This is a genomic window from Streptomyces sp. NPDC001070, assembly GCF_053598835.1.
Window position 1 is genome coordinate 130,673 of the sequence record NZ_JBSFLB010000011.1, and the last position, 23,527, is coordinate 154,199.

The 23,527-nt window shown below is 73.6% G+C and carries 27 protein-coding genes and 1 pseudogene; 16 read left to right on the forward strand and 12 right to left on the reverse strand.

Annotated features, from left to right (window positions below; translation table 11 throughout):
- Positions 1-28: 28 nt before the first annotated feature.
- Together ACWDAS_RS15870 and ACWDAS_RS15875 are read left to right on the forward strand one after the other, a co-directional pair.
- Positions 29-1,618, forward strand: coding sequence for an MFS transporter (locus ACWDAS_RS15870; protein ID WP_450390406.1), 1,590 nt, complete (start codon positions 29-31; stop codon positions 1,616-1,618).
- 35 nt (positions 1,619-1,653) lie between these two features.
- Positions 1,654-2,073 carry a PaaI family thioesterase gene (locus tag ACWDAS_RS15875; protein ID WP_450390409.1) on the forward strand — a complete coding sequence of 140 codons (420 nt, stop codon included), beginning with the start codon at positions 1,654-1,656 and terminating at the stop codon, positions 2,071-2,073.
- 10 nt (positions 2,074-2,083) lie between these two features.
- On the opposite strand, the gene ddaH is transcribed toward ACWDAS_RS15875, so the two are convergent.
- From ddaH to ACWDAS_RS15890, 3 genes are all read right to left on the reverse strand, one after another.
- Positions 2,084-2,920, reverse strand: a complete 837-nt coding sequence (gene ddaH, locus ACWDAS_RS15880; RefSeq protein WP_450390412.1) for a dimethylargininase — start codon at positions 2,918-2,920, stop codon at positions 2,084-2,086.
- Between the two features lie 122 nt (positions 2,921-3,042).
- Entirely contained in the window at positions 3,043-3,546 is a 504-nt protein-coding gene (locus ACWDAS_RS15885) for an Lrp/AsnC family transcriptional regulator (protein WP_450390414.1), read from the reverse strand.
- A 44-nt stretch (positions 3,547-3,590) separates the two neighbouring features.
- A complete protein-coding gene (locus tag ACWDAS_RS15890; RefSeq protein WP_450390417.1) occupies positions 3,591-4,562 on the reverse strand; it encodes a transcriptional regulator in 972 nt (323 codons plus the stop codon).
- 117 nt (positions 4,563-4,679) lie between these two features.
- Between ACWDAS_RS15890 and ACWDAS_RS15895 the strand changes: the two genes are divergently transcribed.
- Complete coding sequence (locus ACWDAS_RS15895; RefSeq protein ID WP_450390420.1) at positions 4,680-5,900, forward strand: MFS transporter; 1,221 nt, start codon at positions 4,680-4,682, stop codon at positions 5,898-5,900.
- Here the strand turns inward: ACWDAS_RS15895 and ACWDAS_RS15900 are convergent.
- The 5 genes from ACWDAS_RS15900 to ACWDAS_RS15920 all read right to left on the reverse strand — a co-directional run bounded on the left by ACWDAS_RS15900 (position 5,854) and on the right by ACWDAS_RS15920 (position 10,202).
- Positions 5,854-6,540, reverse strand: a complete 687-nt coding sequence (locus tag ACWDAS_RS15900; RefSeq protein WP_450390423.1) for an alpha-ketoglutarate-dependent dioxygenase AlkB family protein — start codon at positions 6,538-6,540, stop codon at positions 5,854-5,856. The genes ACWDAS_RS15895 and ACWDAS_RS15900 overlap by 47 nt on opposite strands.
- Positions 6,537-7,373 carry an Ada metal-binding domain-containing protein gene (locus ACWDAS_RS15905; protein WP_450390426.1) on the reverse strand — a complete coding sequence of 279 codons (837 nt, stop codon included), beginning with the start codon at positions 7,371-7,373 and terminating at the stop codon, positions 6,537-6,539. Before ACWDAS_RS15905 ends, ACWDAS_RS15900 begins: the two co-directional genes overlap by 4 nt.
- Positions 7,370-8,107 carry a 2OG-Fe(II) oxygenase gene (locus ACWDAS_RS15910; protein WP_450390429.1) on the reverse strand — a complete coding sequence of 246 codons (738 nt, stop codon included), beginning with the start codon at positions 8,105-8,107 and terminating at the stop codon, positions 7,370-7,372. The genes ACWDAS_RS15905 and ACWDAS_RS15910 overlap by 4 nt, the downstream gene beginning before the upstream one ends.
- An 11-nt stretch (positions 8,108-8,118) precedes the next feature.
- A complete protein-coding gene (locus ACWDAS_RS15915; RefSeq protein ID WP_450390432.1) occupies positions 8,119-8,634 on the reverse strand; it encodes a methylated-DNA--[protein]-cysteine S-methyltransferase in 516 nt (171 codons plus the stop codon).
- A 95-nt stretch (positions 8,635-8,729) separates the two neighbouring features.
- Positions 8,730-10,202: an AlkA N-terminal domain-containing protein gene (locus ACWDAS_RS15920; RefSeq protein WP_450390435.1), complete on the reverse strand. Its 1,473-nt coding sequence runs from the start codon at positions 10,200-10,202 to the stop codon at positions 8,730-8,732.
- 245 nt (positions 10,203-10,447) lie between these two features.
- Here ACWDAS_RS15920 and ACWDAS_RS15925 point away from each other — a divergent pair, with 245 nt between their 5' ends.
- The gene (locus ACWDAS_RS15925) at positions 10,448-10,969 is read left to right on the forward strand and encodes a hypothetical protein (protein WP_450390438.1); all 522 of its coding nucleotides are present in this window, start codon (positions 10,448-10,450) and stop codon (positions 10,967-10,969) included.
- Between the two features lie 104 nt (positions 10,970-11,073).
- Entirely contained in the window at positions 11,074-12,030 is a 957-nt protein-coding gene (locus tag ACWDAS_RS15930; RefSeq protein ID WP_450390441.1) for a YihY/virulence factor BrkB family protein, read from the forward strand.
- A gap of 412 nt (positions 12,031-12,442) precedes the next feature.
- Here the strand turns inward: ACWDAS_RS15930 and ACWDAS_RS15935 are convergent, their stop codons facing one another.
- Entirely contained in the window at positions 12,443-13,609 is a 1,167-nt protein-coding gene (locus ACWDAS_RS15935) for a MalY/PatB family protein (RefSeq protein WP_450390444.1), read from the reverse strand.
- Between the two features lie 149 nt (positions 13,610-13,758).
- Here ACWDAS_RS15935 and ACWDAS_RS15940 point away from each other — a divergent pair, with 149 nt between their 5' ends.
- Complete coding sequence (locus ACWDAS_RS15940; RefSeq protein ID WP_450390447.1) at positions 13,759-14,427, forward strand: class I SAM-dependent methyltransferase; 669 nt, start codon at positions 13,759-13,761, stop codon at positions 14,425-14,427.
- 87 nt (positions 14,428-14,514) lie between these two features.
- Here ACWDAS_RS15940 and ACWDAS_RS15945 read toward each other — a convergent pair.
- Together ACWDAS_RS15945 and ACWDAS_RS15950 are read right to left on the reverse strand one after the other, a co-directional pair.
- Positions 14,515-15,278 (reverse strand): annotated as a pseudogene (locus ACWDAS_RS15945) (SRPBCC family protein); the annotation flags it as partial.
- A gap of 39 nt (positions 15,279-15,317) precedes the next feature.
- Entirely contained in the window at positions 15,318-16,055 is a 738-nt protein-coding gene (locus ACWDAS_RS15950; protein ID WP_450390450.1) for a histone protein, read from the reverse strand.
- 112 nt (positions 16,056-16,167) lie between these two features.
- On the opposite strand from ACWDAS_RS15950, the gene ACWDAS_RS15955 reads away from it, so the two are divergent.
- Genes ACWDAS_RS15955 through ACWDAS_RS15990 form a run of 8 tightly spaced genes read left to right on the forward strand, consistent with a single transcriptional unit; the run spans position 16,168 to position 19,857 of the window.
- Positions 16,168-16,506 carry a gas vesicle protein GvpO gene (locus tag ACWDAS_RS15955; RefSeq protein ID WP_450390452.1) on the forward strand — a complete coding sequence of 113 codons (339 nt, stop codon included), beginning with the start codon at positions 16,168-16,170 and terminating at the stop codon, positions 16,504-16,506.
- Positions 16,507-16,533: 27 nt separating this feature from the next.
- Positions 16,534-16,998: a gas vesicle structural protein GvpA gene (locus ACWDAS_RS15960; protein WP_450390455.1), complete on the forward strand. Its 465-nt coding sequence runs from the start codon at positions 16,534-16,536 to the stop codon at positions 16,996-16,998.
- 5 nt (positions 16,999-17,003) lie between these two features.
- Positions 17,004-17,717, forward strand: coding sequence for a GvpL/GvpF family gas vesicle protein (locus ACWDAS_RS15965; RefSeq protein WP_450390656.1), 714 nt, complete (start codon positions 17,004-17,006; stop codon positions 17,715-17,717).
- Between the two features lie 12 nt (positions 17,718-17,729).
- Positions 17,730-17,984, forward strand: a complete 255-nt coding sequence (locus tag ACWDAS_RS15970) for a gas vesicle protein GvpG (protein WP_450390458.1) — start codon at positions 17,730-17,732, stop codon at positions 17,982-17,984.
- A gap of 14 nt (positions 17,985-17,998) precedes the next feature.
- A complete protein-coding gene (locus ACWDAS_RS15975) occupies positions 17,999-18,451 on the forward strand; it encodes a gas vesicle protein (protein ID WP_450390461.1) in 453 nt (150 codons plus the stop codon).
- Complete coding sequence (locus tag ACWDAS_RS15980; RefSeq protein ID WP_450390464.1) at positions 18,444-19,250, forward strand: GvpL/GvpF family gas vesicle protein; 807 nt, start codon at positions 18,444-18,446, stop codon at positions 19,248-19,250. Before ACWDAS_RS15975 ends, ACWDAS_RS15980 begins: the two co-directional genes overlap by 8 nt.
- Positions 19,247-19,462: a gas vesicle protein gene (locus ACWDAS_RS15985; RefSeq protein WP_450390467.1), complete on the forward strand. Its 216-nt coding sequence runs from the start codon at positions 19,247-19,249 to the stop codon at positions 19,460-19,462. Before ACWDAS_RS15980 ends, ACWDAS_RS15985 begins: the two co-directional genes overlap by 4 nt.
- Positions 19,459-19,857: a gas vesicle protein K gene (locus ACWDAS_RS15990; RefSeq protein ID WP_450390470.1), complete on the forward strand. Its 399-nt coding sequence runs from the start codon at positions 19,459-19,461 to the stop codon at positions 19,855-19,857. Before ACWDAS_RS15985 ends, ACWDAS_RS15990 begins: the two co-directional genes overlap by 4 nt.
- A 45-nt stretch (positions 19,858-19,902) precedes the next feature.
- Here the strand turns inward: ACWDAS_RS15990 and ACWDAS_RS15995 are convergent, their stop codons facing one another.
- Positions 19,903-20,667 carry a YqjF family protein gene (locus ACWDAS_RS15995; RefSeq protein ID WP_450390473.1) on the reverse strand — a complete coding sequence of 255 codons (765 nt, stop codon included), beginning with the start codon at positions 20,665-20,667 and terminating at the stop codon, positions 19,903-19,905.
- Positions 20,668-21,462: 795 nt separating this feature from the next.
- Between ACWDAS_RS15995 and ACWDAS_RS16000 the strand changes: the two genes are divergently transcribed.
- Together ACWDAS_RS16000 and ACWDAS_RS16005 are read left to right on the forward strand one after the other, a co-directional pair.
- Complete coding sequence (locus ACWDAS_RS16000) at positions 21,463-21,894, forward strand: ATP-binding protein (RefSeq protein ID WP_450390476.1); 432 nt, start codon at positions 21,463-21,465, stop codon at positions 21,892-21,894.
- 431 nt (positions 21,895-22,325) lie between these two features.
- Positions 22,326-23,456 (forward strand): PP2C family protein-serine/threonine phosphatase, encoded by a 1,131-nt coding sequence (locus tag ACWDAS_RS16005; protein WP_450390479.1) that lies wholly within the window; start codon positions 22,326-22,328, stop codon positions 23,454-23,456.
- Positions 23,457-23,527: the final 71 nt, after the last annotated feature.

A 23,527-nucleotide genomic window follows, 5' to 3' on the forward strand; every position in this document is an offset into this window, starting at 1 on the left:
TCGGACTCAGCGCTGGAGGGAACAGCTCATGACGAGCCTGAGCGCCGCCACGGCCAAGGCCACGACCGTGGGTGCGACCGTCACAGGGAGCACCGCGAGGACACCCGATCCGCGGGAGGTGAGGAGGCGCTGGATCGGCTTCGTCGTCGCGAGCCTCGGCCAGATGGCGATGTTCGTGAACATCACCCAGACCGCCGCCGTCCTCGCCCCGCTCCAGCAGGACCTGCACGTGTCGGGCGCGGCGTTCGTCTGGATCGCCGGCATCTACTCGATGATGGTGGCCAGCTTCGTGCTCTCCGCGGGCACCATCGGCGACCGCTACGGCCGGCGCCGCGTCTTCGCCCTCGGCATGCTGCTGCTCGGCGTGGGCAGCCTCGTCACGTCCCTGGCCACCGGCGCCACGGGAGTCATCGTCGGCGAGGCCCTGATGGGCATCGGCGGCGCGGCGATCCTGCCGAACAGCCTGTCCCTGGTGACGCACATGTTCGCCGACCCGCACGCCCGCACCCGGGCCGTCGGCATCTGGGTCGCCGTCTCCGGTGTCGGCCTCGCCTTCGGCCCGGTGGCCGCCGGGCTGATCCTGGAGCGCTGGTCCTGGCACGCGGTGTTCCTGGTCAATGTGGCGCTGGTCGTGCTGGTGCTGCTGCTCACGCCCCGCTTCGTCACCGAGAGCCGGCAGCCCGGCCGTCACCTCGACCCGCCGGGCCTGGTGCTCGGCGTCGCGGCCATCGGCGCGCTGAACTACGGCCTCATCGAGGGCGGTCACACCGGCTTCGGCTCCACCAAGTCGATCACGGCGTTCACCGTCGCCGCCGCGTCGCTTGCCGTCTTCGTCATGCACGAGGCGCGCACCCGCACACCCATGCTGAAGCTGCGCCTCTTCCGCGGCCGGTCCTTCACCACGGCCAACGTCGTCGCGATGATCGCCCAGTACGGCTTCGTGGCCACCGCCTTCGCCCAGGTGCTGTACTTCGAGCGGATCCGGCACGAGTCGATCCTCCACGCCGGACTGCTGCTGCTGCCGATCATGGGCTCCTACGTGCTGGTCAGCTATGTGGCGGCGGCGATCGCGCGCCGGATCGGCTTCAAGGCGACCCTTGGCGCGGGCGCGCTGCTGGCCGCGGCCGGGGTGCTGCTGATGACCACCCAGACCGCCACCTCGTCGATACCCGTGATCGCGGTGCTGATGGCGATGTTCGGGACCGGCGCGGGTCTCGTCCTGCCGCCGAGCACGGCGGTGGCCGTCATCAGCGTCCCGCACACCGACGGCGGCATGGCCAGCGGCACCGTCAACCTCTTCCGGCAGGTCGGCGGCACGCTCGGGGCGACCGTCACGGGCACCGTCCTCACCAGTGGACTCGTCTCCCGGCTGCCCGGGGAACTCGGCGACCGCGGCGTCCCGTCCGACGTGGCCGAGCGGGTGACCCAGGCCGTCGGCAGCGGCGCGCAGGGGTCCGCGCTGCCGGCCGCGCTGCGCGAGACCGTCACCGCGTCCGTCGGTGACGCCTTCACCGGAGCCCTGCACCTGGCCGTGCTCATCCCGGGCGTCGGCCTGGCGGCAGCCGCCGTCGCGGCCGTCCTCCTCATCGGCAACCGCCCCGCCCCGCAGGCCCACTGACCCCGACCGGGCACGACAGACGAACAGGAGCCACGATGCCGGAAGCCCCCGACCCCGTCCTCGACCCGGAGCGCGCGGGCGCGTTCCTGAAGGCAGTCGGCCTGCGCTTCGACTCGATCACCGCGCAGGAGGTCACCGCCCACCTGGAGGTCGGCGAAGAGCACCACACCCCGTGGGGGATCACCCACGGCGGCCTTTACACCACCGTCGTCGAGAGCGTCGCCAGCGTCGGCGCCTCGTACGCGGTGCGCGACGACGGTCGCTTCGCGGTGGGTGTCGGCAACCAGACGGACTTCCTGCGGCCGCACGTCAAGGGCCGCCTGGACGTCCGCGGCACGGCCATCCAGCAGGGCGGCAGCCTCCAGCTCTGGCTGGTGGAGATCTCCGACGCGGACGGCCGGGCGATCGCCCGCGGGCAGGTCCGGCTCTTCAACCGGTCCCTGCCCGGGCGCTGAACCGGGGCCGTCAGCCCGCCGGACGCAGCTCCTGCGTGCAGCACTTGATGCCCCCGCCGGCCTTGTGGAACTCCGTGAGGTCGACGGGGACGGGCACGTACCCGAGCACGGTGAGCCGCTCGATCAGCCCGGTCGCGGCGGGCGCCACGAAGACGTGCCGCCCGTCCGACACGGAGTTGAGGCCGAACGCCATCGCGTCGCCCGACGTGGCGGTCACCGCGTCGGGGAACATCCGCCGCAGCACCTCACGGCTCCCGGGCGAGAAGGCCTCCGGGTAGTAGACGATGTTCCCGGGGCCGCCGCCGGCCCCGTCGTCGAGGACGAACAGCGCGGTGTCCAGGTGGTAGAAGCGAGGGTCCACGAGCTGCAGGCCGATCGTCGGCACGCCGAAGAACTCCTGCACCTCGTGGTGGGCCGCCCGGACCGTGCGGAAGCCCGTACCGGCCAGGACGAACCCGCCGACCGGGACGAGGTCGCCCTCGCCCTCGCAGACCGACACCGGGCGGTGCACGTCGAATCCGGCCGCCTTGAACCAGGCCGCGTACTCGTCGGCCTCCGGGCGCCGCTCGGGCGCGTGGAAGGACGAGCCGAACACCCGGCCCTCCACCACGAGCGCGGAGTTGGCGGCGAACACCATGTCGGGCAGCCCCGGGACCGGCTCGACGGACTCCACCGTGTGGCCGTGCTCCCGGTAGGCCCGCACCAGCGCGGCCCACTGCACCCGGGCGCGCGCGGTGTCGACCCGCACGCCCTCCCGCATCCACGGGTTGATCGCGTAGCGCACGTCGAAATGCTCCGGCGGGCAGACCAGATAGCGCCGGGGGCGAGCCACACGGTTCTCGGGCACGGCGAATTCCTCCGCTTTCTGCGGGACGGTCCTGGGATGCCTCAACGGTAGGAAGCGGGGAGCGCGCGCGACAAGATCCGGGCGCTGCGCGCAGGCGCAACGATGCTGCGTCGAAGGGCGCTTCAGCGCAGGTCTGTTGCGCCTTCCGCGGCGGGCCGCCCCGCCCCCGCCTCGGGGCTCTCCGGCAGCAGGTGCGACAGCACCATGTAACTGATCGTCTTCCGGATGAACGGCTCGGTCCTGATCCGTTCCAGCACCTCTTCGAAGTGCTCGACGTCGGTGGCCCTGACGTGCAGCAGGGCGTCCGCGCCGCCGGTCACCGTCATGGCCGCCGTGATCTCGGGGTGGTTGCGGACGACCTCGGCCAGCCGACGGGGCGGCGCCGCGCCCTCGCAGTACACCTCCACGTACGCCTCCGTCCGCCAGCCCAGGGCGGCGGGCCGGACCGTGGCGGTGAAGCCGGTGATGATCCCGGTCTCGCGCAGCCGGTCGACCCGGCGCTTGACGGCGGTCGCGGACAGGCCGATGTCCGCGCCGATCTCCGCGAAACTCGTCCTGGCGTTCGCGATCAGGGCCGCGACGATCTTGCGGTCCAGGTCGTCGAACGGCACGGATCTGTGGACCATGCCCCGTGCTCCTTCCCTCAGCCGTCCTGCCGGGCCCCGGCCCCTCAGCCGTCCTGCTCGACCCCGACCAGGGCGTCGCCGGTCTCCGTCCGGTAGTAGAGCACGGAACGCCCGGCGCGCCGCCGCCGCACCAGACGGGCGTCGAGCAGCACCTTCAGATGGCGCCCCACCGACCCCAGCCCCTGGCCGGTGAGGGCGACCAGTTGCGTCGTGCTCTTGGGGGTGGCGAGCAGGACGAGGACCGCGGCCCGTGCCGGACCGAGCAGCGCGCCCAGCGCCCGGGGCACCTGCTGACGTCCCGCCTCGGCCAGCGCCCCCGAGCACGGGTACACCACCGCGTACCGCTCCGGCTCGTCCCAGGAGACCCAGCCGGCGCGCGGCGTGACGGGGACGAACATCAGCCGGCCGCCGGACAGGTCGCGCGGCGGGTGGTCACGCGTGTTGATCTGCAGCCGGCCCCCGCCGAGCCACCGCATTCCCGGACGCATGTCGTCCAGCGCCCGCGCCCAGCCACCCCGGCTCAACTGCGCGGTACGCGCGACGACATCGGCCTCGATGATCCGCCGGCGCCGCGGCCAGTCGGGGAGCACCGTGTGCGTCCACACCCACGCGACGATGTCCGCCGCGCGCTGCGGGAGGTCCGGGCGGCGCAGCCGGCCGGGGAGCGGGCCGCCGAGCGACACGGCCAGATGCTCGAGGGCGCTGTCCGGCGGGGTCTCCCGGATCCGGGACAGCTCCTCCTCGAAGCCGGGGCTGCCCTCGCCGGCGGGCGTGGGGGTGAGGAAGTCCGCGTTCCAGGCGCGCCCCAGGGCGGCGCGGACCAGCAGTCCGGTCACCGGGTCGCCGGCCAGCCGCTCCCGGTAGGCGGGCAGGTGGGCGCCGAGCCACGCCTGCTCGCCGGGGTGCGCGGCGGTGCCCCGGTCGAGGAGCTTGAGGGCCGCGATGGCCTCGGCCAGCGGGGAGACGACGAACCGGCTGCCCACCAGCGTCTCCGTGTCGACCACCCACAGGCCCATGCCACCGTCCTCCTGCCGTGCCGCGTGGTTCTGCGCCGGCGTGGTTCCGCGCCCGCGTCGTTTCGCGCCCGCGCGAAACATTAACCGCCCGGTCGCGCGCCCCCGAGACTCCCGTCCATGCGCACCTACCAAGAGCTCTTCCGCACGCCGGAGTTCACCCCGCTGTTCCTGATCGCCACCGGCCAGGTGGCGGCGCAGACGGTGAGCGGACTGGCCCTGAGCACCCTGGTCTACGACGCGACCGGCTCACCGCTGCTGTCCGCCCTCGCCATGTTCGGGCCGTCCCTCGCGCAGGTGGTGGGGGCGACGACCCTGCTGTCGGCGGCGGACCGCCTCCCGCCGCGGGCCGCCCTCACCGCCGTGACCCTGCTCTTCGCCCTCGGCACCGGCGCCCTGGCCCTCCCCGGTCTGCCGGTGTGGGCCGTCTTCGTCATCCTGTCCGCCCAGGGCCTGGTGGCCTCCCTGGGCGGCGGAGTGCGCTACGGGCTGCTCCACGAGATCCTGCCCAAGGGCGGTTTCCTGCTGGGACGTTCCGTGCTGAACATGTCGACCGGCACCATGCAGATCTGCGGCTTCGCCGCCGGCGGTCTGCTGCTGTCCGCACTGTCGCCGCGCGGTGTCCTGCTCGCCGGGGCCGCCCTGTACCTGGCCGCCGCGACCGTCGCCCGCCTCGGTCTGGGCGCCAGGCCGCCCCGCGCGACCGGCCGTCCCTCGGCCGCCGAGACCTGGCGGACCAACGTGCTGCTGTGGTCCGCCCGGCCCCGCCGCTACGTGTACCTCGCGCTCTGGGTGCCCAACGGCCTGATCGTCGGCTGCGAGTCGCTCTTCGTGCCCTACGCGCCCGACCACGCGGGGCTGCTCCTCGCCTCCGCGGCCTGCGGCATGCTCGCCGGCGACACGACGGCCGGCCGGTTCGTGCCGCCGCGGTGGCGGGAGCGGGCGGGCGCCGCGCTGCGGCTCCTGCTCGCCGCCCCCTACCTGGTCTTCGCCCTCCACCCGGCGCTGCCCCTCGCGGCGGCCGTCGTCGCCCTCGCCTCGGTGGGTTACGCGGCGAGCCTGCTGCTGCAGGAACGGCTGATGGCCCTCACCCCGGACGAACTCAGCGGTCACGCCCTCGGACTGCACTCCTCGGGCATGCTCGCCTGGCAGGGCCTGGGCGCCGCCCTCGCGGGCGCCGTCGCCCAGCACACCTCGCCGGCGACCGCGATGGCCGTGATGGCCGCCGTCTCCGTCACCGTCACGCTGCTGCTGGCACCGGGCCTGCGGCCGGGCACGCCCGGCCCGCTCGCCGTCACGCCCGCCGCCCCGGCCCCCGGGACCCGTCGTCCAGTCCCGTGACGCGCATGGTGATGTTCAGGCGGCCCGAGGCGAGGCCGGTGGCGGGATCGCCGGTGCCGGGAAGGATCCTCGGCACACCGTGGTACGCGAAGCGCGACGGACCGCCGAAGACGAACAGGTCGCCCGAGGCCAGCTCCAGGTCCGTGTAGGGGCGGTTGCGGTTGTCGGTGTTGCCGAAGCGGAAGACGCAGGTGTCGCCGACGGTCAGCGACACCACCGGCGCGTCGCAGCGCTCGTCCTTGTCCTGGTGCATGCCCAGCTTCGCCTCGCCGTCGTAGAAGTTGATCAGAGCGGTGTCGGGCGTGTAGCCGTCGCCCGCCGCCGGGTCCTCGTAGGCCTCGACGAGCGCGCGGCGGCCCAGGTCCACCATCCAGTCCGGGAAGGGGGCCACTCGCGCGCCGTTCACGTCGTCCGCGGTACGGGTGTAGCGATACGGCTGCCAGTGCCAGCCGACGCAGACCGTGCGCACCGACATCACCCCGCCACGCGGCAGGCGGGTGTGCCGGATCGGGACCGGGCCCATGGCCCACGCGCGGCAGGCGGTGACCAGCTCCCGCTGCTCGTCGAGGGTGAGCCAGCCGGGGACGTGGACCGCGCCGGGCGCGACCGTCAGCCGGGGCCGGGGGATGAGCGCGCTCACCGGGAACTCCCCTCTCCCGGTGCGGTCGCGGTCACCCAGCCACGATCGACCTGCCAGGTCCCGCCACCGGCGGTCGCACCGCGCAGGCCCTGGACGGTCCCCGCCCCGGCGGCGGCGACCACCCGCGCGTCGCCGAGGGAGCCGAAGCCGTACGTACGGGCCGGGTCCCAGGCCGTGCTGTGGCGCAGCCGGCGCGAGAGCTGCGCCCATCCGGCCGGGGCCGCGGCGACCACCCAGGCGTCCGGCGCCGGACCGGTCAGCCTGCGGGCGGCCCGCAACCAGGACGCGGCCCGCTCGGGCCAGTCCACGACGGCCACCACGGTGCCGCCCGCCGCCCGCCAGGCGGTGACGAAGGCACCCGCGGCGGCCCGGGAGGCGGCGTCGCGGCTGTGGCCGACGGCGACGGCGCGCACCCGGGGGCGGGCGGCTCCGAGCAGCCCGAGCAGGGCGGCGAGTTCGGCCCCCGAGTGCGGCTGCGGCCATGGCACGCCGCCGAGCGCGGCGAGCACCTCCGGCGGGACCAGCGGCGAGGCCGGGGCCGCCGCGGGTACGTCGTGGACCGGCACGGCGGTCCGCTCCATCAATGTCGCCTTCCATCGCCGGTACCGCTGGGGCAGGCAGCGGGCGCAGGGCCGGTAGCCGGCGGCGACCGCCGTCGCCTCGTCGACGAAGAACACCCGCTCCCGAGCGTAGCCGCCGCGCGCCAGCGCCCGCAGGGCCGCAGGGCAGTCCAGGCGCCCGTAGACCCGCCCGCGCCGGTGCCCGCCGAGCGTCCCCGGTACGGCGCTGCGCTCGGGCGTCCCGTCCGGGCCGGTCAGCACGTAGTACGTCATGCGGCGTCGTGGAAGACCAGGCCCAGCGTGTGGCGGCGGCCGCCGCGCACCGTGCTGACACCGTGCCGCATCGGTCCGGCCGACCAGCCGCGCGCCGAGCGCACCGGCCGGTCGCGCGTGGTGAAGACCAGCGCGTGGCCCTGGAGCAGGGTCGTGGCCGAGCCCCGCGACTGGGCACGCGGCCGCTGCTCCGTCGTCAGGAACTCGCCGCCGGTGTAGTCCTGGCCGGGGACGTCGAGACCGATCACCACCTGCAGCGGGAAGACGAGGTCCCCGTACAGGTCGCGGTGGAGGGCGTTCCAGTCGCCCGCGCCGTAGCGGAGCAGGATCGGGGTCGGCCGGCTCTGGCCCGCCGCGTGGCACATGGCGAGCCATTCGCCGAGCGTGTCGGGCCACGGCGCGGGCTGCCGCAGCCTGGCCGCCCAGTCGCGGGCGACCGGCAGCAGATGCGGGTAGAAGGCCTCCCGCAGGGCTCCGACGGGCTCGGGGACGGGGTACGCGAAGTAGCGGTACCGGCCCGAACCGAAGCGGTGCCGCGCCATGTCGACCGTCGAGCGGAAGCGTTCCGGTTCGTCGTAGAGCGCGGCGACGGCACGGCACTCGGCGGGGGAGAGGACCGGACGGGGGCTCAGGGCGCTTCCGTATGCCTCGAGTTCGGCGGTGAGCGCGGGCCAGCCGACGGCGTCGACCCGTTCGGACAGGGGCGTCGTGGGCTGCACGGCGGTGGTGGTCATGGTCGCCGTCCTCACGCCGTCCCGCGCCCGGCCTCGAGCTCCAGCAGCAGTCGCTTGCGCTCCAGACCCCCCGCGTACCCGGTCATCGCGCCCTTGCTGCCGACCACACGGTGGCAGGGACGGACGACGAGCAGCGGATTGCGGCCGATCGCGGCGCCCACGGCCCGCGACGAGGTCCGCGGGATCCCCATCACGTCGGCGACGTCCGCGTAGGTCAGCGTCGTGCCGTAGCCGATGGTCTCCAGCGCCTTCCACACCTGCTGCTGGAACGCGGTGCCCGCGCTGGTGAACTCGATGTCGAAGTCGGTCAGTTCACCGGCGAAGTACGCCCTGAGCTGGCGGATGACCTCGGTGAAGGCGGCGGCGTCCGCACGCGCGCCGTCCGCCAGGTCGTCCGTGACGACCCCGCCCTTCTGGCCCGGTACGGACAGTGAGGCGAGCGCGGTGCCGCCCCTCGCGGTCGGCGACTCCTCGCCGACCAGCAGCAGTTCGCCCAGCGGGCTGTCGAGCGTCGTGTAGACCGTCATCGGTCCTTCCCTTTCCTCGCAACACTCAGTGACATTCATGAGTTTGCGGTCTTTCGCGGTGTATGTCCGGCGGGATTCGGACGTCGCATTCCCGCTCATCGCGCGGTCCACAGCAGGTGCGTCGCGTAGGTGCGCCACGGCCGCCAGGCCTCGGCGTCCTCCAGCGGGACGCCGGCCCGGCGGGCCCCGGCGCGTACGGCGGCATCGCCCTCCAGCAGCACGTCGGGATCGCCCAGGGCGCGCATCCGGATGTATCCGGCCGTCCACGGGCCGACGCCGTGCAGCGCCAGCAGCGACTTCTCCGCTCCGTCCCGGTCCACGCCGGGGTCCAGTACCACCGTGCCGCCGGCGAGCGCGCGGGCCAGACCCCGCAGGGTCTCCCGGCGGGCGTCCGGCATGCCGACCGCCTCCAGCGACGCCCCCGCCAGCGTGTCCGCGTCGGGGAACACATGCGTCAGCCCGCCGCTCGGCGCCGCAAGCGGCTCGCCGTGGGCGGCGACCAGCGCCTCGCCGAGCCGCCGTCCCGCCGCCACGGAGACCTGCTGGCCCAGCACCGCGCGGACGGCCAGCTCGTGCGGATCCGCCGCCCCCGGAGCGCGCAGCCCGGGGCGCCCCCGCGCCAGGGCGCCCATCGACGGGTCGGCGGACAGCCGTTCGGTGACCGCGTACGGATCGGCGTCCAGGTCGAAGAGGTGCCGAATCCGCTGTGTCGCCGTGGTCAGGTCGCGCAGCCCGGCCAGGTGCAGCCGGCCCTCCAGCCAGCCGCCGTCCCCGCCGGGCGCCGCCTCCTCCACCTCCGCGACCGCGGGTCCGTGCGGCAGCCGCAGTGTCCGCCGGTAGACCCGCCGGCCGCGGGTGCCGATGAGTTCCTCGACGCCCACGATCGCGCGCCGCTCCAGGTAGTCGAAGACCTGCCCGGCGTCGTACGGCCCGCGGTACGCCAGCCGCAGCGGCACCCCGGCCGCCGCGTCGGCCGTGGCGTGCCGGGCGGGGCGCGCCTGGCGCAGCCCGGTCGGCGTGAGGGCGTACACCTCGCGGATCGTGTCGTTGAACTGCCGCACGCTCGCGAAACCGGCCGCGAAGGCGATCTCCGCGGCCTGCATGTCCGTGGTCTGCAGCAGGATCCGCGCGGTGTGCGCCCGCTGCGCCCGCGCCAGCGCGACCGGCCCCGCCCCGACCTCGGCATTGAGCTGCCGCTGGACCTGCCGCGCGCTGTAGCCGAGTCGCGAGGCCAGCCCGGCGACCCCCTCGCGGTCCACGATGCCGTCGCCGATCAGCCGCATCGCGCGGCCGACCACATCGGCCCGCGCGTTCCACGCCGCGGACCCGGGCACCGCGTCCGGACGGCAGCGCCGGCAGGCCCGGAAGCCCGAGCCCTGGGCGGCCGCCGCCGTGCGGTAGAAGCGCACGTTCCGCCGCTTGGGGGTGACCGCCGGGCAGCTGGGACGGCAGTAGATCCCCGTCGTGGTCACCGCGAAGAAGAACTCGCCGTCGAAGCGCGCGTCGCGGCTGCACACCGCCTCGTATCTGCTGTCCTCGTCGGTCGTCACCCCTCCACTGTGCGGCATCGCGCCAGCCCGGCGCTGGCGGGATTCGGACGTCACACTCCCATCGGCCGAGCTGCCGCCGCATCGGCTCCGGCGGCGCCTCGGCGAGTCGTCGTCATGGGCGCTGTCCGGACGATTCGGCGACGCTCGGTCACGGACGGCCCGACTCGCCGCGGGGGCGGTACGGCGGGCGCCCCTCCGGACCGGCCTCCACCCGGCCCCTTCGCGGTCGTGCGCGACCCGGCGGCCTCGCTGATCCTGAAGGGGTGACAGCCAGCTCCTCACCGCGGGAGACCACCGCCCGGGAAGCGCCCGGCACGGGCCGTGCCAACTACGGCGGCGCCGTCTACGGCTCGCTCCTCGCCGCCTCGGTGGTGGCCGGGGCCGGCTCTGCGGGCCCGTACCCGCGGCTCGAACTCGTGCTGCTCCTGCTCTGTACCGGGCTGGTGTTCTGGGCCGCCCACGTCTACGCCGGGTTCGTCGGGGACCGGCTTCGGCAGGAGAAGGTGACCTGGCGCGAGATCCGCCACGTCTGCGTCCGCGAGTGGCCGATCGTGCAGGCGGCCGTGCTGCCGGCCGCCGCCGTCGCGGTCAGCCCGCTGCTCGGGCTCGGGCTTGAGGGGGCCGCGTGGTTGGCCCTCGGCATCGCCGTCGCCCAGCAGGTCGGCTGGGCCGGTGCCGCGGTCGTGCGGGTCGGCGCGTCGTGGTGGGCGGTGGTGTCCGTGGGCGTCGTCAACCTGCTGCTGGGCCTGGTGATCGTGGCGGCGAAGGTTGCGCTCCAGCACTGACCGGAACCGTGCCGGGGCGGACGTGCGGACATCACGGCGGTGTCCTGTGTGCTGGTTTGTGGTGATTCATCCGGGGCAGGTGCGTTCCGAGGCGGTGAACGCGCATGGCTCGCCACACGGAAACCGGTGCCCGCAAGCCGACCGAACTCCCCCAGGAATCCTGGCGCGCGGTGCTCAGGCGTACCGTGAAGGAGTTCTGGGCGGACCATCTGACCGACTGGGCGGCGGCGCTGACCTATTACAGCGTGCTGTCCGTCTTCCCCGCCCTCCTCGTCGTCGTCTCGGCCGTCGGCCTGCTGGGCGGCCCCAGCGTCAAACCACTGATCGTCAACGTGAGCGGACTCGCCCCCGGGCCGGTCCGCGACACGCTGAACAGCGTGCTGAGCCAGTTGCAGAGCGGCCTCGGCCGAGGGGGTCTCGCCCTCGCCGTCGGGATCGCGGTCGCCGTCTGGTCCTCGTCGAACTACGTCGGGACCTTCATGCGGGCCGCCAACGCGGTCTACGACATCGGCGAGGGCAGGCCCCTGTGGAAGACCCTGACCACCAGGTTCGTCATCCCCGTGGTGATGTTCGTGGTCACGGCCCTCATCGCGATCGGCGTGGTGTTCACCGGTGCCCTGGCCGGCCGGACGGGGCAGGTGCTGGGGGCCGGTGACGCCGCGCTCAGGGTCTGGGGCATCGCCAAGTGGCCGGTCATGCTGATCCTGTTCAGCCTGATCCTGGCCCTGCTGTACTGGGTCGCCCCCAACGTGAAGCACGGCTTCCGCTGGGTGAGCCCCGGCAGTCTCGTGGCCGTCGTCGTCTGGGCCGCCGCCTCGGCGCTGTTCAGCCTGTACGTGTCGAACTTCGGCAACTACAACCGGCTCTACGGCAGCCTGGCGGCGATCATCGTCTTCCTGATCTGGCTGTGGCTCTCGAACATCGCCGTACTCCTCGGCCTGGAATTCAACGCCGAACTCGAACGGGCCCGGTCGATGCGGGGCGGCCGGCCCGAGGACGCGGAGTATGCCGAGCCCCGGGACACCGGGAGGCTCCGCGGTGACCACCGGCCGGCTTCATGACGCCGTCACGGCCGGGGGCCGGTGCCGGTGGCGACCCCGTGCACCCGGCCACCGGCCCCGCCGGGTCCTCGCCGAGGGTCCGGACCAGGCTGATGCCGACATTGCCGGTCACCCCTGCGCGACGACGCGCAGGGCGCGCCCGTCGCCGGGTGCGGGGGCGTGGGTCACGTTGCTCGCCTCCCTGTGGCCGCCGGGGTGCCCGGGGCCTGCCGCGATGGGCCGGGGCACGGCCGTCGGCCGTACGGCGGCACGTCGCGACGGGCACGCGACGGCGCGGGCTTTCGCGCCCATGCCCGCCCGCCGCCTTGCCTGCCGGGCGCCTGACGCCCCGCGAGCCGGCGTCCCGTGGGCCCCCCGTCGCCCGCCTGCCCCGGTCTCCGGGCGGGGCGATACGGACCTCGGGCCGTGAGCCTCAGTCGAGCGCCGCGGCCATCCGGCGCACCGCCTCCGTGATCACCTCGGGCGTCGTCGCGAGGTTGAGCCGTACGTGCCCGTGGCCGCCCGTGCCGAAGTCGGGCCCCGCGCTGAGGGCGACCCGGCCGCGGGCGAGGAAGGCGGCTGCCGGGTCGTCACCCAGCCCCAGCTTCCGGCAGTCCAGCCAGGCCAGGTACGTGCCCGGCGCCGGGCGGTAGCCCACGGCCGGCAGGTGCTGGGCCAGCAGGCCGGCGAGCAGCCGCCGGTTGTGGTCGAGGTCGTCGAGTACGGCGTCCAGCCACGGCCCGCCGTCGCGCAGCGCAGCCGTGTGCGCGATGACGCCCAGGTGGCTGGGTCCGTGGCTGACCTCCTCCGGCATCCGCGCCAGATCCTCCGCCGCGGCGGGCCCGGCGAGGGCGAGCGCGGCCTTCAGGCCGGCGAGGTTCCACGCCTTCGACGCCGACATCAGCGACAGGCCGTTCTCGCCGCCGGGCACCGCCAGGTACGGCACGAAGGCCGCCCCGGCGGCCACGAGCGGCGCGTGGATCTCGTCCACGACGACCCGCACCCCGTACGACCCGGCCAGCGCGGCGACCGCGGTGAGCTCCTCGGCGCTGTGCACGGTGCCCGTCGGATTGTGCGGGCTGCACAGCAGGTAGGCGGCCCGTCCACCGCCGGCCGCGCACCGCGCGAAGGCCTCCTTCAGCGCCGCGAGGTCCAGCCGCAGATCGGGGCCGAGCGGTGCCTCCACCACGCGGCGGTCCATGTGCGTCACGAAGTGGTAGAACGGCGGGTACACCGGGCAGTTGACGATCACCGGGTCACCGGGCCCCGTGACCAGCTTGAGCATCTCGACGACGCCCAGCATGACGTCGGGCACGATGGCCGCGCGCTCCACGGCCAGGCCCTCCCAGCCCCAGCGCTCACGGGCGAAGGCCGCCAGGGCCTCCGCGTAGGCGGTGCCCGCCGGATATCCCGTGTCGCCGAGCGCGATCGCCTCCGTGAGCGCGCGCGCCACCGGCTCGGCGAGCGGCACGTCCATCTCGGCGACCCACAGGGGCAGCACGTCCTCCGGATGGACGCGCCACTTCATGCTCGTGCGGAGCCGGAGCTCGTCGAGCGTCAGGCGGCGCAGCGGGTGGTCGACCGGCGACGTGGTGTCCATGACACCAAACATAGGTGTGGATCGCCTGTCGCGGCAGGGGACGGACACCCGGACGTTTTGCCGAACCGGCAAGAAAGCTTGCCCGGGGGCGGAGCGGACCCGCATGGTCGGAGGCACATCCACGTCCACGCACGAAGGAGACAGCACCCATGACAGACGGCACGACCAGCACGACGACCGGCACCGCCGACGCCGCGTCGGAGGCGGAGTTCTGGGACGCACGGTACGCCGGGAGCGACCGCGTCTGGAGCGGCAACCCCAACGGCGTCCTGGTCCGCGAGGTCGGTCGCCTGAAGCCCGGTACGGCACTCGACCTGGGCTGCGGGGAGGGCGCCGACGCGGTCTGGCTGGCCCGGCAGGGGTGGCGCGTCACCGCCGTGGACATCTCGCGCGTGGCCCTGGACCGCGCGGCCGCGCACGCGGCGGCCGAGGGCATCGCCGACGGGCTCATCGACTGGCAGCGGCACGACCTGGGGGAGTCGTTCCCCGACGGCACCTACGACCTCGTCTCCGCGCAGTTCCTGCACTCGCCGAACGACATGCCCCGCGAGCGCATCCTGCGCGCCGCGGCGGCGGCCGTGGCGCCCGGGGGCGTGCTCCTCGTGGTCGGCCACGCCGGTTTCCCCGCCTGGGAGACGAACCCGCACCCGGAGATGCACTTCCCCACTCCGGCGGAGGTGCTGGAGAGCCTGGAACTGCCCGAGGGGGAGTGGGAGGTGCTGCTCACCGACGAGCACGAGCGGGTCCAGAACGGCCCGGACGGACAGCCCACGACGCGTCTGGACAACACGCTGGAGATCCGCCGCCTGGTGGGGTGACGTGGTGTGCGCCCCCGGCCGGCCTTGTCGGTACGTCGTCCGGGGGCCGGGCCCTCCGGGGGATGCGACGAATCGTCATCGCCGCGCGTCCTCGTACTCCTCGTACTCCTCGTACTCCTCGTACTCCTCGTCCTCCTCGGCCTCCAGGGCCTCCTCGTGGGTGCGGACGAACTCGCCGTCGCGGATCTCGCCGCGCCAGCCCTCGGGCTCCTCGTTGGTGAGGGAGACGTACCGCTGGAAGTGCTTGAAGCCGACCCGCAGGCGGCGCCCTTGGGCGCGCCACAGGTTGCCGGTCTTCTCGAAGAAACCCGAGGCGCAGTACTCGACGACGAGGATGCGGGTCAGGGTGGGGGTGAACTCGTGGAAGCTGACGCAGCCGCGTGCAGTGCCCTTGGCGCCTCGGATCTCCAGATGATGCGCTCGTCGGGGATCTGCTCCACGACCGCGGCCTTCCAGCCGCGGGTGGACGGACCGACCTTGACCTTCCAGTCGCTTGAGGTGTCGTCACCTTTGGAGACGCTGCGGACGCCCTTGGTGAAGCCGCTGAACTCCTCGTACTGGGTCCAGTGGTCGTAGGCGTTCCGGATCGGGATGCCGACGTCCAGGACCTCGACGATGTTCATGACCTTCTGTGTGCCGGACTTGCGGTCCTTGCCCTTGCCGCCGCCGTTCGCCTTGAGCGGCAAGTCCCCCTTGGGGATGCGCAGGCCCGCCTTGGGGAGCACGCCGCCGTTCTCGGCCACGTTCATCAGCTGGTCGGTGAGGTCCGAGACCCCGTCACCCGCCTTGTCGGCCGGGTTTTCCACTTGGGCACCGACGAAGTGGACAAGCTCGCCGCGCAGTTGGTCCAGGCCGGAGGCCTTACCGTTACCGGTGTCCTGGCCATCGGGCTACCTCCGCCGTGTGGATGTCTTCTTGGCCGCCGTCTTCTTCGCCGGAGCCTTGCGCGCCACGCTCTTCTTGGCGGGCGCCGGGGCCTTTTTCGCCGTGCGCTCGGCCGGTGCCGCGCTCTTCTTGGCGGCGGCCTTCTTCGCGGGCTGCGCCTTCTTGGCCGGTGCCCTCTTCGCCGCGGGCTTGCGCTGCGGGGGCTGCCGTTCGGCGGTGCGGCGCCGTCGTGGACGCTCCTCCGCCTCGGGTTCCTCCTCTTCCTCCTCCTCTTCCTCCTCTTCCTCCGGCTCTTCCTCGCGGACGGCGCGCCGCCGCCTCGAGCTGGGCTTCTCCTCGGGCTCCTCTTCGGGTTCCTCCTCTTCGGGTTCCTCCTCGCCCTCCGGCTCGTACTCCTCCTCCGGTTCCTCGTCCTCGCGCTTGCCCTTCTCGGCGCCGATCCGGGCCGTGCGGTCGCGCAAAGAGCCCGCCAGATCCGCCAGCTTGCGGTCGGCGGCAGCCGCGACGGCCTTGCGGCCGGCGTCCATCAGTTCGCCGCCCACCTGCTCTTTGAGCTCCGCGAACTGCGGTACTTCCTGGAGCCTGCGAATACCCTCGGTGACCAGTTGTTGCGGATCGAGTCCGACGCGGCGACCGGCGAGAAAGGTCGCCATCGCGAAGGCGAGCCGCCCCTTCTTGGCGCGACCGAGCACGTAGCCACCGGCGACTGCGGCGGCAAGAGCGATCTTGGTCGTGTCCTTCATCAGCCGTTCCCTTCGGAAAGCGACCCGTCGCCGCGCATTTTTGCAGGGGTGTATATGCTTAAATAGTACGTTTCTTCATAGGGGTAGCGCCGCTTCGGAACCGGAGAAATGGATGGCCGCAAGCGACAGGAACGCCCGGCGTGAGGGTACGGGGCGAAGCCGGGACGGAGAGCGGGCCAGGCGGCCGCGCAAACGCTCCGCCGCGTGGGCCATGCGCTCCGCGGCCGAGCAGCTTTTCGAACTCCTGGGCCGCAGGCCGGAGTCGGTGTCGGCAATCAAGCCGGTGGACGACGGGTGGGAAGCCGATGTCGAGGTGCTGGAGTTGGAGCGCGTGCCCGAGACCACCAGCGTGATGGCCACCTACCACGTGACGCTCGACGAAGAGGGGGACCTGGTGGCGTACGAACGCACCCGCCGTTACGCGCGGGGGCAGATCGACCGTCGCGTCTGAGACGACGAGGCGCTGAAAGGAGGCGCCATGACCGTGGTGCCGCAGGGCGGCGGCAGTATGTCGCGAGGCGGAACGGGAAGCCTGTACGACGTCCTCGAGCTGATCCTGGACAAAGGACTCGTCATCGACGTCTTCATCCGCGTGTCCCTGGTGGGCATCGAGATCCTGAAGATCGATGCCCGCATCGTCGTGGCCAGCGTCGACACCTATCTGCGGTTCGCCGAGGCGTGCAACCGCCTCGACCTCGAATCCGGCCGCAAGCAGCCCGCCCAGCTCACCGACCTCGTCGGCGAGATCACCGAGAGCGGGGCCAAGGGCAAGTCCAAGGGCGCGCTGTCCGGCGCGGTGGAGGCCGTGACCGGCGCCCTGAAGGGCGATGACGAGGAGGAGGAGTACGAGGAAGAGCCGGAAGAGGAGGAGGAAGCGGAGTACGAGGAGGAGCCCCGGGAGCGGCGCCGGAGCGCCGGGCGAACCTCCCGGCGGGAGAGGTGATGACCATGGCCGTCTACGTCTACTCCATCACCTCGAAGGACCACCCGATGCGCCTCGACGGCCTCACCGCCGTCGGAGGATCGGACGAGCCGCTGCGCACGGTGACGACCGGTGAACTGTCCGCGGTCGTGAGCGAAGCGCCCGAGGACCTGCGTCCCCGGCGCAGGGACGTGCTCGCCCATCAGGAGGTCCAGGAACGGCTGATGGCCGACGGTGCCGTGCTCCCGCTGCGCTTCGGCTTCACCGCGCCCGACGAGGAGGCCGTGCGCGGCGTGCTGGAGGACCGCGCGGGGGAGTACCGGGAGCAGCTGAAGAACCTGGAGGGCTGCGCCGAGTACCACCTGAAGGTCTCCTGGGACGAGGACTCGCTGCTGCGCCGGATCCTCGAGGAGAACGACGAGGCCCGCCGGCTGAACGAGGAGATCCGCGGCGGGACCGCCTCCCCCGACCAGCCGCTCGTGCTGGGCGAGCTGATCTCCTCCGAGGTGCAGGCCCGCCAGCAGGCCCTCGGCGCGGGCATCGTCGAGGCGCTGCGCCCCTTCGCCCGCAACGACGTGGCCTCCGCGCCGGCGGGACAGGACTTCCTCAGCGTCTCCTTCCTGGTGGACGACAGCAAGGAGGAGATGTTCCTCGCCACCCAGCTAAGTCTGGCCAACCAGGTCGGCGAGGAATGCGACTTCCGGCTGTTCGGCCCGCTGCCCCCGTACAGCTTCGTGTGAGGAGGCGTGGTCATGGGGCTGTTCACCCAGATCGTCACCCTCCCGCTGGCGCCGGTGCGCGGCGTGGGCTGGGTGGTCGAGCGCGTGCTGGACGCGGCCGAGCAGGAGTACTACGACCCCGAGCCCGTCGAACGCGAACTCGCCGCGCTGGAGCGGGAGCTGCTCGCCGGACGGATCGACGAAGAGACCTTCGAGGCACGCGAGGAGGAACTGCTCGACCGCCTGGACGAGATCGCGGCCTTCAGGCGCGGCGACGCCGCGCCCTGAGACGAGGTGACGCTGTGACGGATTCCCCGGCCGGCCGGCTCGGTTCGTACCCCACGAGGGCCGCTCCCCAGCCGTCCCCCTACGGACAGGGGTCGTCGGCCAACCTGGCGGACATCCTGGAGCGCGTCCTGGACAAGGGCATCGTCATCGCCGGCGACATCCAGATCAACCTGCTCGACATCGAACTGCTCACCATCAAGCTGCGGCTCCTGGTGGCCTCCGTCGACAAGGCCAAGGAGATGGGCATCGACTGGTGGGAACACGACCCGTCGCTGTCCTCGCGCGCCCACGGGGAGAGTTCGCTCGCGGAGGAGAACCGGCGGTTGCGCGAGGAGATCGAGGCGCTGAAGGAGGGACGGGAGCTGACGGACACACCACGCGGCAGCGTGGCCTCCCGCCACCGCACGCGGTCCTCCTCGGCGACGCACCGCCGCCGCCGCGGTACCGGGACGGACGACGATGAATGACCGGGTCAGCTACGCGTACGCCGTGCTGCGTGTCGGTGGCGTGCCGGACGGCGCCCTGGAGGCGCTGGCCGGCGTCGCCGGGGCCCCCGTACGGCTCGTGACGTCCGGTCCGCTGGCCGCCGCCGTCAGCCCGGTGCCCGCCACGGACTTCCAGGAGGACGCCCTCCGCCGGCACCTGGAGGACCTGGACTGGCTGGAGGCCGTCGCCCGCGCCCACCACACCGTCATCGAGGCACTCTCCGCGCACACCACCGTGCTGCCGCTCCGCCTGGCCACGGTCTACCTGGACGACGAGCGCGTCCGCCAGGTGCTGAGGGACGACGACGCGGGGTTCACGGAGGTCCTGGATCGGCTGACCGGCCACCTCGAATGGGGCGTCAAGATCTACGTGGACGCCCCGGCGGCGGCCACCGAACCCGCCGCCGCCGAGGACCTCAGCCCCGGCCGCGCCTACCTGCGGGCCCGCCGCGCCCAGCGGCACTCCCGCGACGAGGCCTACCACGCGGCGGAGGAAGCCGCCGTGCGCGTCGAGTCGATCGGCCGCGAACTGGCCGCCGGACACGCCCGGCACCGCGTGCAGCAGGGCCAACTCGCCGCCGGTGCGGGGGAGAACGTCCTGAACGACGCCTTCCTCGTCGCGGACGCACAGGCCGAGGCCTTCCGCACCCGCGCCCTCGCCGCCGGCGAAGGACTCCCCGGGGTGCGCGTCGACGTCACCGGCCCCTGGGCTCCGTACTCCTTCGCCGTCCTCCCCGGTACCACCCGGCCCGAGGCGGACCCGGCGGACGCGGCGCCATGACCGCGTCCGACCGGGCCCCCGAACCCCTGGCCGAACGTCAGGTGGCCCTCGTCGACCTGCTCGACCGCCTGCTCAGCGGCGGAGTCGTCCTCACCGGCGACGTGGTGCTGTCCATCGCCGACATCGACCTCGTCCGCATCTCCCTGCGCGCGCTGATCGTCTCCATCAGCGAACGCGCCCCCTCCCCGTGGGGCCCGGGGCCCGGCCCATGACATCCCCCGCACCCCCCGGCGACGACCAGCCCCCGGACCGCCTCGGCGAGGTCGCGGACGCCGCCGACCGCGCCTTCCGCCTCCTCCCCGCCGTCCCCCGCGACGCCCCGTCCCCCCGCCCCGCGCGCCGCATCAGCACCGACCCCGACACGGTCGAACGCGACCTGATGAAGCTCGTCCTGACCCTGGTCGAACTCCTCCGCCAGCTCATGGAACGCCAGGCCCTGCACCGCGTCGACGCGGGCGACCTCACCGAGGAGGAGGAAGAACGCCTCGGTGCCACCCTGATGATCCTCCACGACCGGATGGCGGGCCTCTGCGACCAGTACGGCCTGTCCATGTCCGATCTCAACCTCGACCTCGGCCCCCTGGGCACCCTGCTCCCGCCGGAGTGACCCCGCCCGCGGTCCCGGCGGAGCGGGTGCCGCAGCCGGCTCCGTTCAGGGCGTCGGGATGCCCCCGGGCCGGGCCGGGCGGCCGAACCGGACGGGCACGCCGGGGGAGTACAGGACGCTGACCGGGGCGCCGGAGGGCCGGGAGAGGCCGGCCGCGGTGACGAGGGTCTCGTCGCAGTGGAGCAGTTCGGCGCGGTGGAGGGGCCAGCGGGGGTGGGAGTTCGGCAGGTACATCTGGCGCTCGAAGAAGGTGTTGTGCAGGCCCCAGCGGGCGGTCAGGAAGTGCTCCAGCTCGGTGGGCTCCTCGACGGGCTCGCCGACGCGCACGGTGATCCTGGAGTGCGCCCCGCGCGGGCCGGGCCAGCGACGGGTGCTGGTGTACGTGAGGGTGTCGCCGTCGCGGCGGATCCCCATCCGCGACCACAGGTACGGCAGGCGGAAGGCGGCGCGCGCGACCGCCACCGGGATCAGCCGGGACGCGTCGAGTGAGCGGAAGACGACACCGCGCCGCCCGTGGGCGTCCACGGAGTACAGCCGGACGTTCGTCTCGGGGAAGGTGCCGAGGTACGGGATGCCGGGGAGGCGGAACCAGCCGACGCGGTGCATGCGGAAGGCGACGAGGCCGACGTAGGTGAGTCCGTCGAGGGTGTCGGGGACGGTGCCGGCGGGCAGGAGGGGCGCGACGTCCGCGGGATCGGCCGCCCAGTGCAGGAAGGCCAGGTCGAGCCACGACTGCGTGAGCAGCGGACTGTCGGTCGCGTGGGGCGGGTCGGCGGTTATCGGTTCCGGGGCGATCGGCGAGGGCGGCACGGGACCAGGATCGCAGACCGGTCAGGGGCGCCGGAGGGGGGTCGCGCCGAGCGGGGTGAGGGTGTGGAGCGTCCCCCCCCGTGTGCCGGCGGTTCACGATCAGGCCGCTGTCGCGCAGGACGGAGGTGTGCCGGCCGGCGCAGGACGCGGAGACGCCCACCGCGCGGGCCGGTCCGCCGGTGGTCGCGCCGTACGCGACGCAGCGCAGGGCCATCGTGCGGGTGCGTCCGATGAGCGCGTCCAGCGGGGCGGCCGCCGCGTCCTTCTCGGTGGCGCCGCGCCGCAGCGCGCGGTGCAGCGGGTACACCGGCACCGGCGGCGGCCGGGGGTCGGCCGGCGGCACTGCCGTGCGGCCGGCACAGGTGCGAGGGCACCAGCGGCAGCCCGCGGCCGCGCAGACAGAGGTCGCGGGCCACCGTGGGGTGCTCCCGGTGCAGCACCGGCCCGCCGCAGGGATCCGCGCGCTGCGCACCACCCCTGGTGCCCGCCCTGCGCCGCCTGGAGCGGGGCTACGACGTCCGGATCGCGTTCCCCGCGCCGTGACGGCCTGGTTCCGTGCGGCGAGCACGGACGGTGAGCCCCCGGGGCCACCGTGATGCCGTGGAGAATGGTCGCCACTCCTGTGACGGGTGGGGTTCGGGTGATCCCGCCGGGGTACACCCCTGGGTGCGGGTGCCGGGGTACCCGCAGCCGCACGGGGACGGACTGGTCCTTTCCCCCATGCGGGCGACGCGGTGGAGCGGACGGCCGGGAACCGATGACCCGGCACCTCCGGCCCCCGGGAAAGCGATGGAGATGACGCACTGGTCAGCCGCCTCGACGGAGGCTCTCCGTACCGACGTGTACGTGTGCCAGATCGAGCACCGTGCCGTGGCGGTCGCTGTCGCGCGGCGCACCGCCCGCACCGTGCTGACCGGCTGGGCCGTGCCCGACGGGGTCGTCCACGACGCCGTCCTCGTCGTCTCCGAACTGGTCACCAACGCCGTGGAGCACGCGCTGCCGCCGGTCGCGCTGCGCCTGTACCGAGGTGAGGCCGACGGCACCGCGATCATCCGCGTCGAGGTGACGGACGGCGGCCCCGCACCGCGGCAGGGTCCGTGGATCGCGAGCTGCGGCCCCGACGAGCACGGCCGCGGGGCCCGCATCGTCGACAGCCTCGGCGTCGGTACCGGCATCGGCGGCCGAAGCCGCGGTGGCGGGCGCTGGGCGGATCTGATCGCCGCCTGAGCCCGGATCACCGAACCGGCAGTCGCCGGGGCAGCCGCACCCGCCGGCCGTGGGACACGCGCCCGGCCCGTGATGCCGCGCACCGCACCCGAGGGCCGGTCCCGCCCGGCATCCGGTGGTGCCGCGCCGCCCGTCCTTTTCTTGTGGAATCGTCGCTCGGCCGCGCGCCCGGGTTGCCGCGTGCCGGCCGGCACGCCCGCGCAAGGGAGTCGGCCATGAGGGTGGCGGCGGCACATCGCGGGACGGGAGCCATGTGCGAATTTTGTCCGGAAGAAAACGAATAGGCCATATGTTGGAACCCGCAGTACGGGGATTCTCGGCATCGCACCCGGTCCGGGTGCGGGAAGGGAGACGGCCGCATGGACCTCAGGCCCCGACTCTCGGCGCTGCAGGATCCCAGCCGAACGGGGTGCAAGGGGTTTCTCACCGTGATGATCGCGATCATCGCTGCGGTGCCGGTCGCGGACCTCTTCCTGCCGGCCGACATCCACCTGGCCCACCTGCTCGTCGTTCCCGTCGCGCTCGCCTCGGCCTTCGCCGGAGCCGTACGGGGTGCCGCGACGGCCCTCGCCGCCGTGCTCGCCCTCGTCGCCGCGGGCGCCGAGCGGCACTCCCTCACCACCGAGAACGTGCTCGTCCAGCTCGGTTCCCTGGTGCTGCTCTCCGTCCTGCTCGTGCTCATCAGCGCGCTGCGCGAGCGCCGCAGACGTGAGCTCGCCGAACTGCGCGAGGTGTCGGAGGCGACCCAGGGAGTGGTGCTGCGCCCACTGCCCGCGCACGCCGGTCCGGTGTCCATCGCCTCGGCGTACCGCAGCGCGGACGACGGGGCCCGCATCGGCGGCGACCTGTACGCGGTCGCCCGTACCGCGCACGCCACCCGGTTCCTCATCGGCGATGTGCGCGGCAAGGGGCTCCGCTCCATCGGCGACACCGAGACCGTCCTCGGGTCCTTCCGCGCCGCCGCCCACCGGCAGGCGCCGCTGCCCGAGCTGATGGCGTCCCTGGAGGGCAGCGTCCGCTGGGAGCTGACGCACTCGTGCGACGGCTCGGCGTGCGACATCGACGTCGGCGAGCGCTTCGTGACCGCAGCCGTCGTCGAGATCCCCGACGACGAGCCGTACGTGCGTGTGGTCAGCTGCGGGCACCTGCCGCCGGTCCTCCTCCACGACGGAACGGCCACCGCCCTCGACGTCCCCGAGCCCGCGCCCCCGCTGGGCCTCGGCGGTCTCACGGAGAGCGCCTACACCCCCACCACCTTCACGTTCGCCCCCGGCGACCGGCTTCTGCTCTACACCGACGGCGTCACCGAGGCCCGCAACCGCGACGGCGACTTCTACCCGCTCCTGGAGCGGGCCGCGGCATGGGGCGACCGGGGTCCGGAGCAGCTCGTGCGGGAGATGACCGACGACCTGCTGGCGTACGTCGCGGCCCCGCTGGAGGACGACATGGCCGTGGTCGCGGTCGTGCGGGACGCTCCGGGGGCACGACCGCCGCATGCCCGGGCCCATGCGGAAGCCGACGCCCCTGACCGGGGCTTCCGGCACGCCGGCCGGGAGCTGTGACCGATTCCGCGTACGGGAGCGGATGCACCGGCCCGCGGCCGGGCGCACAGTGGGAGAGGGGCGACAATCGC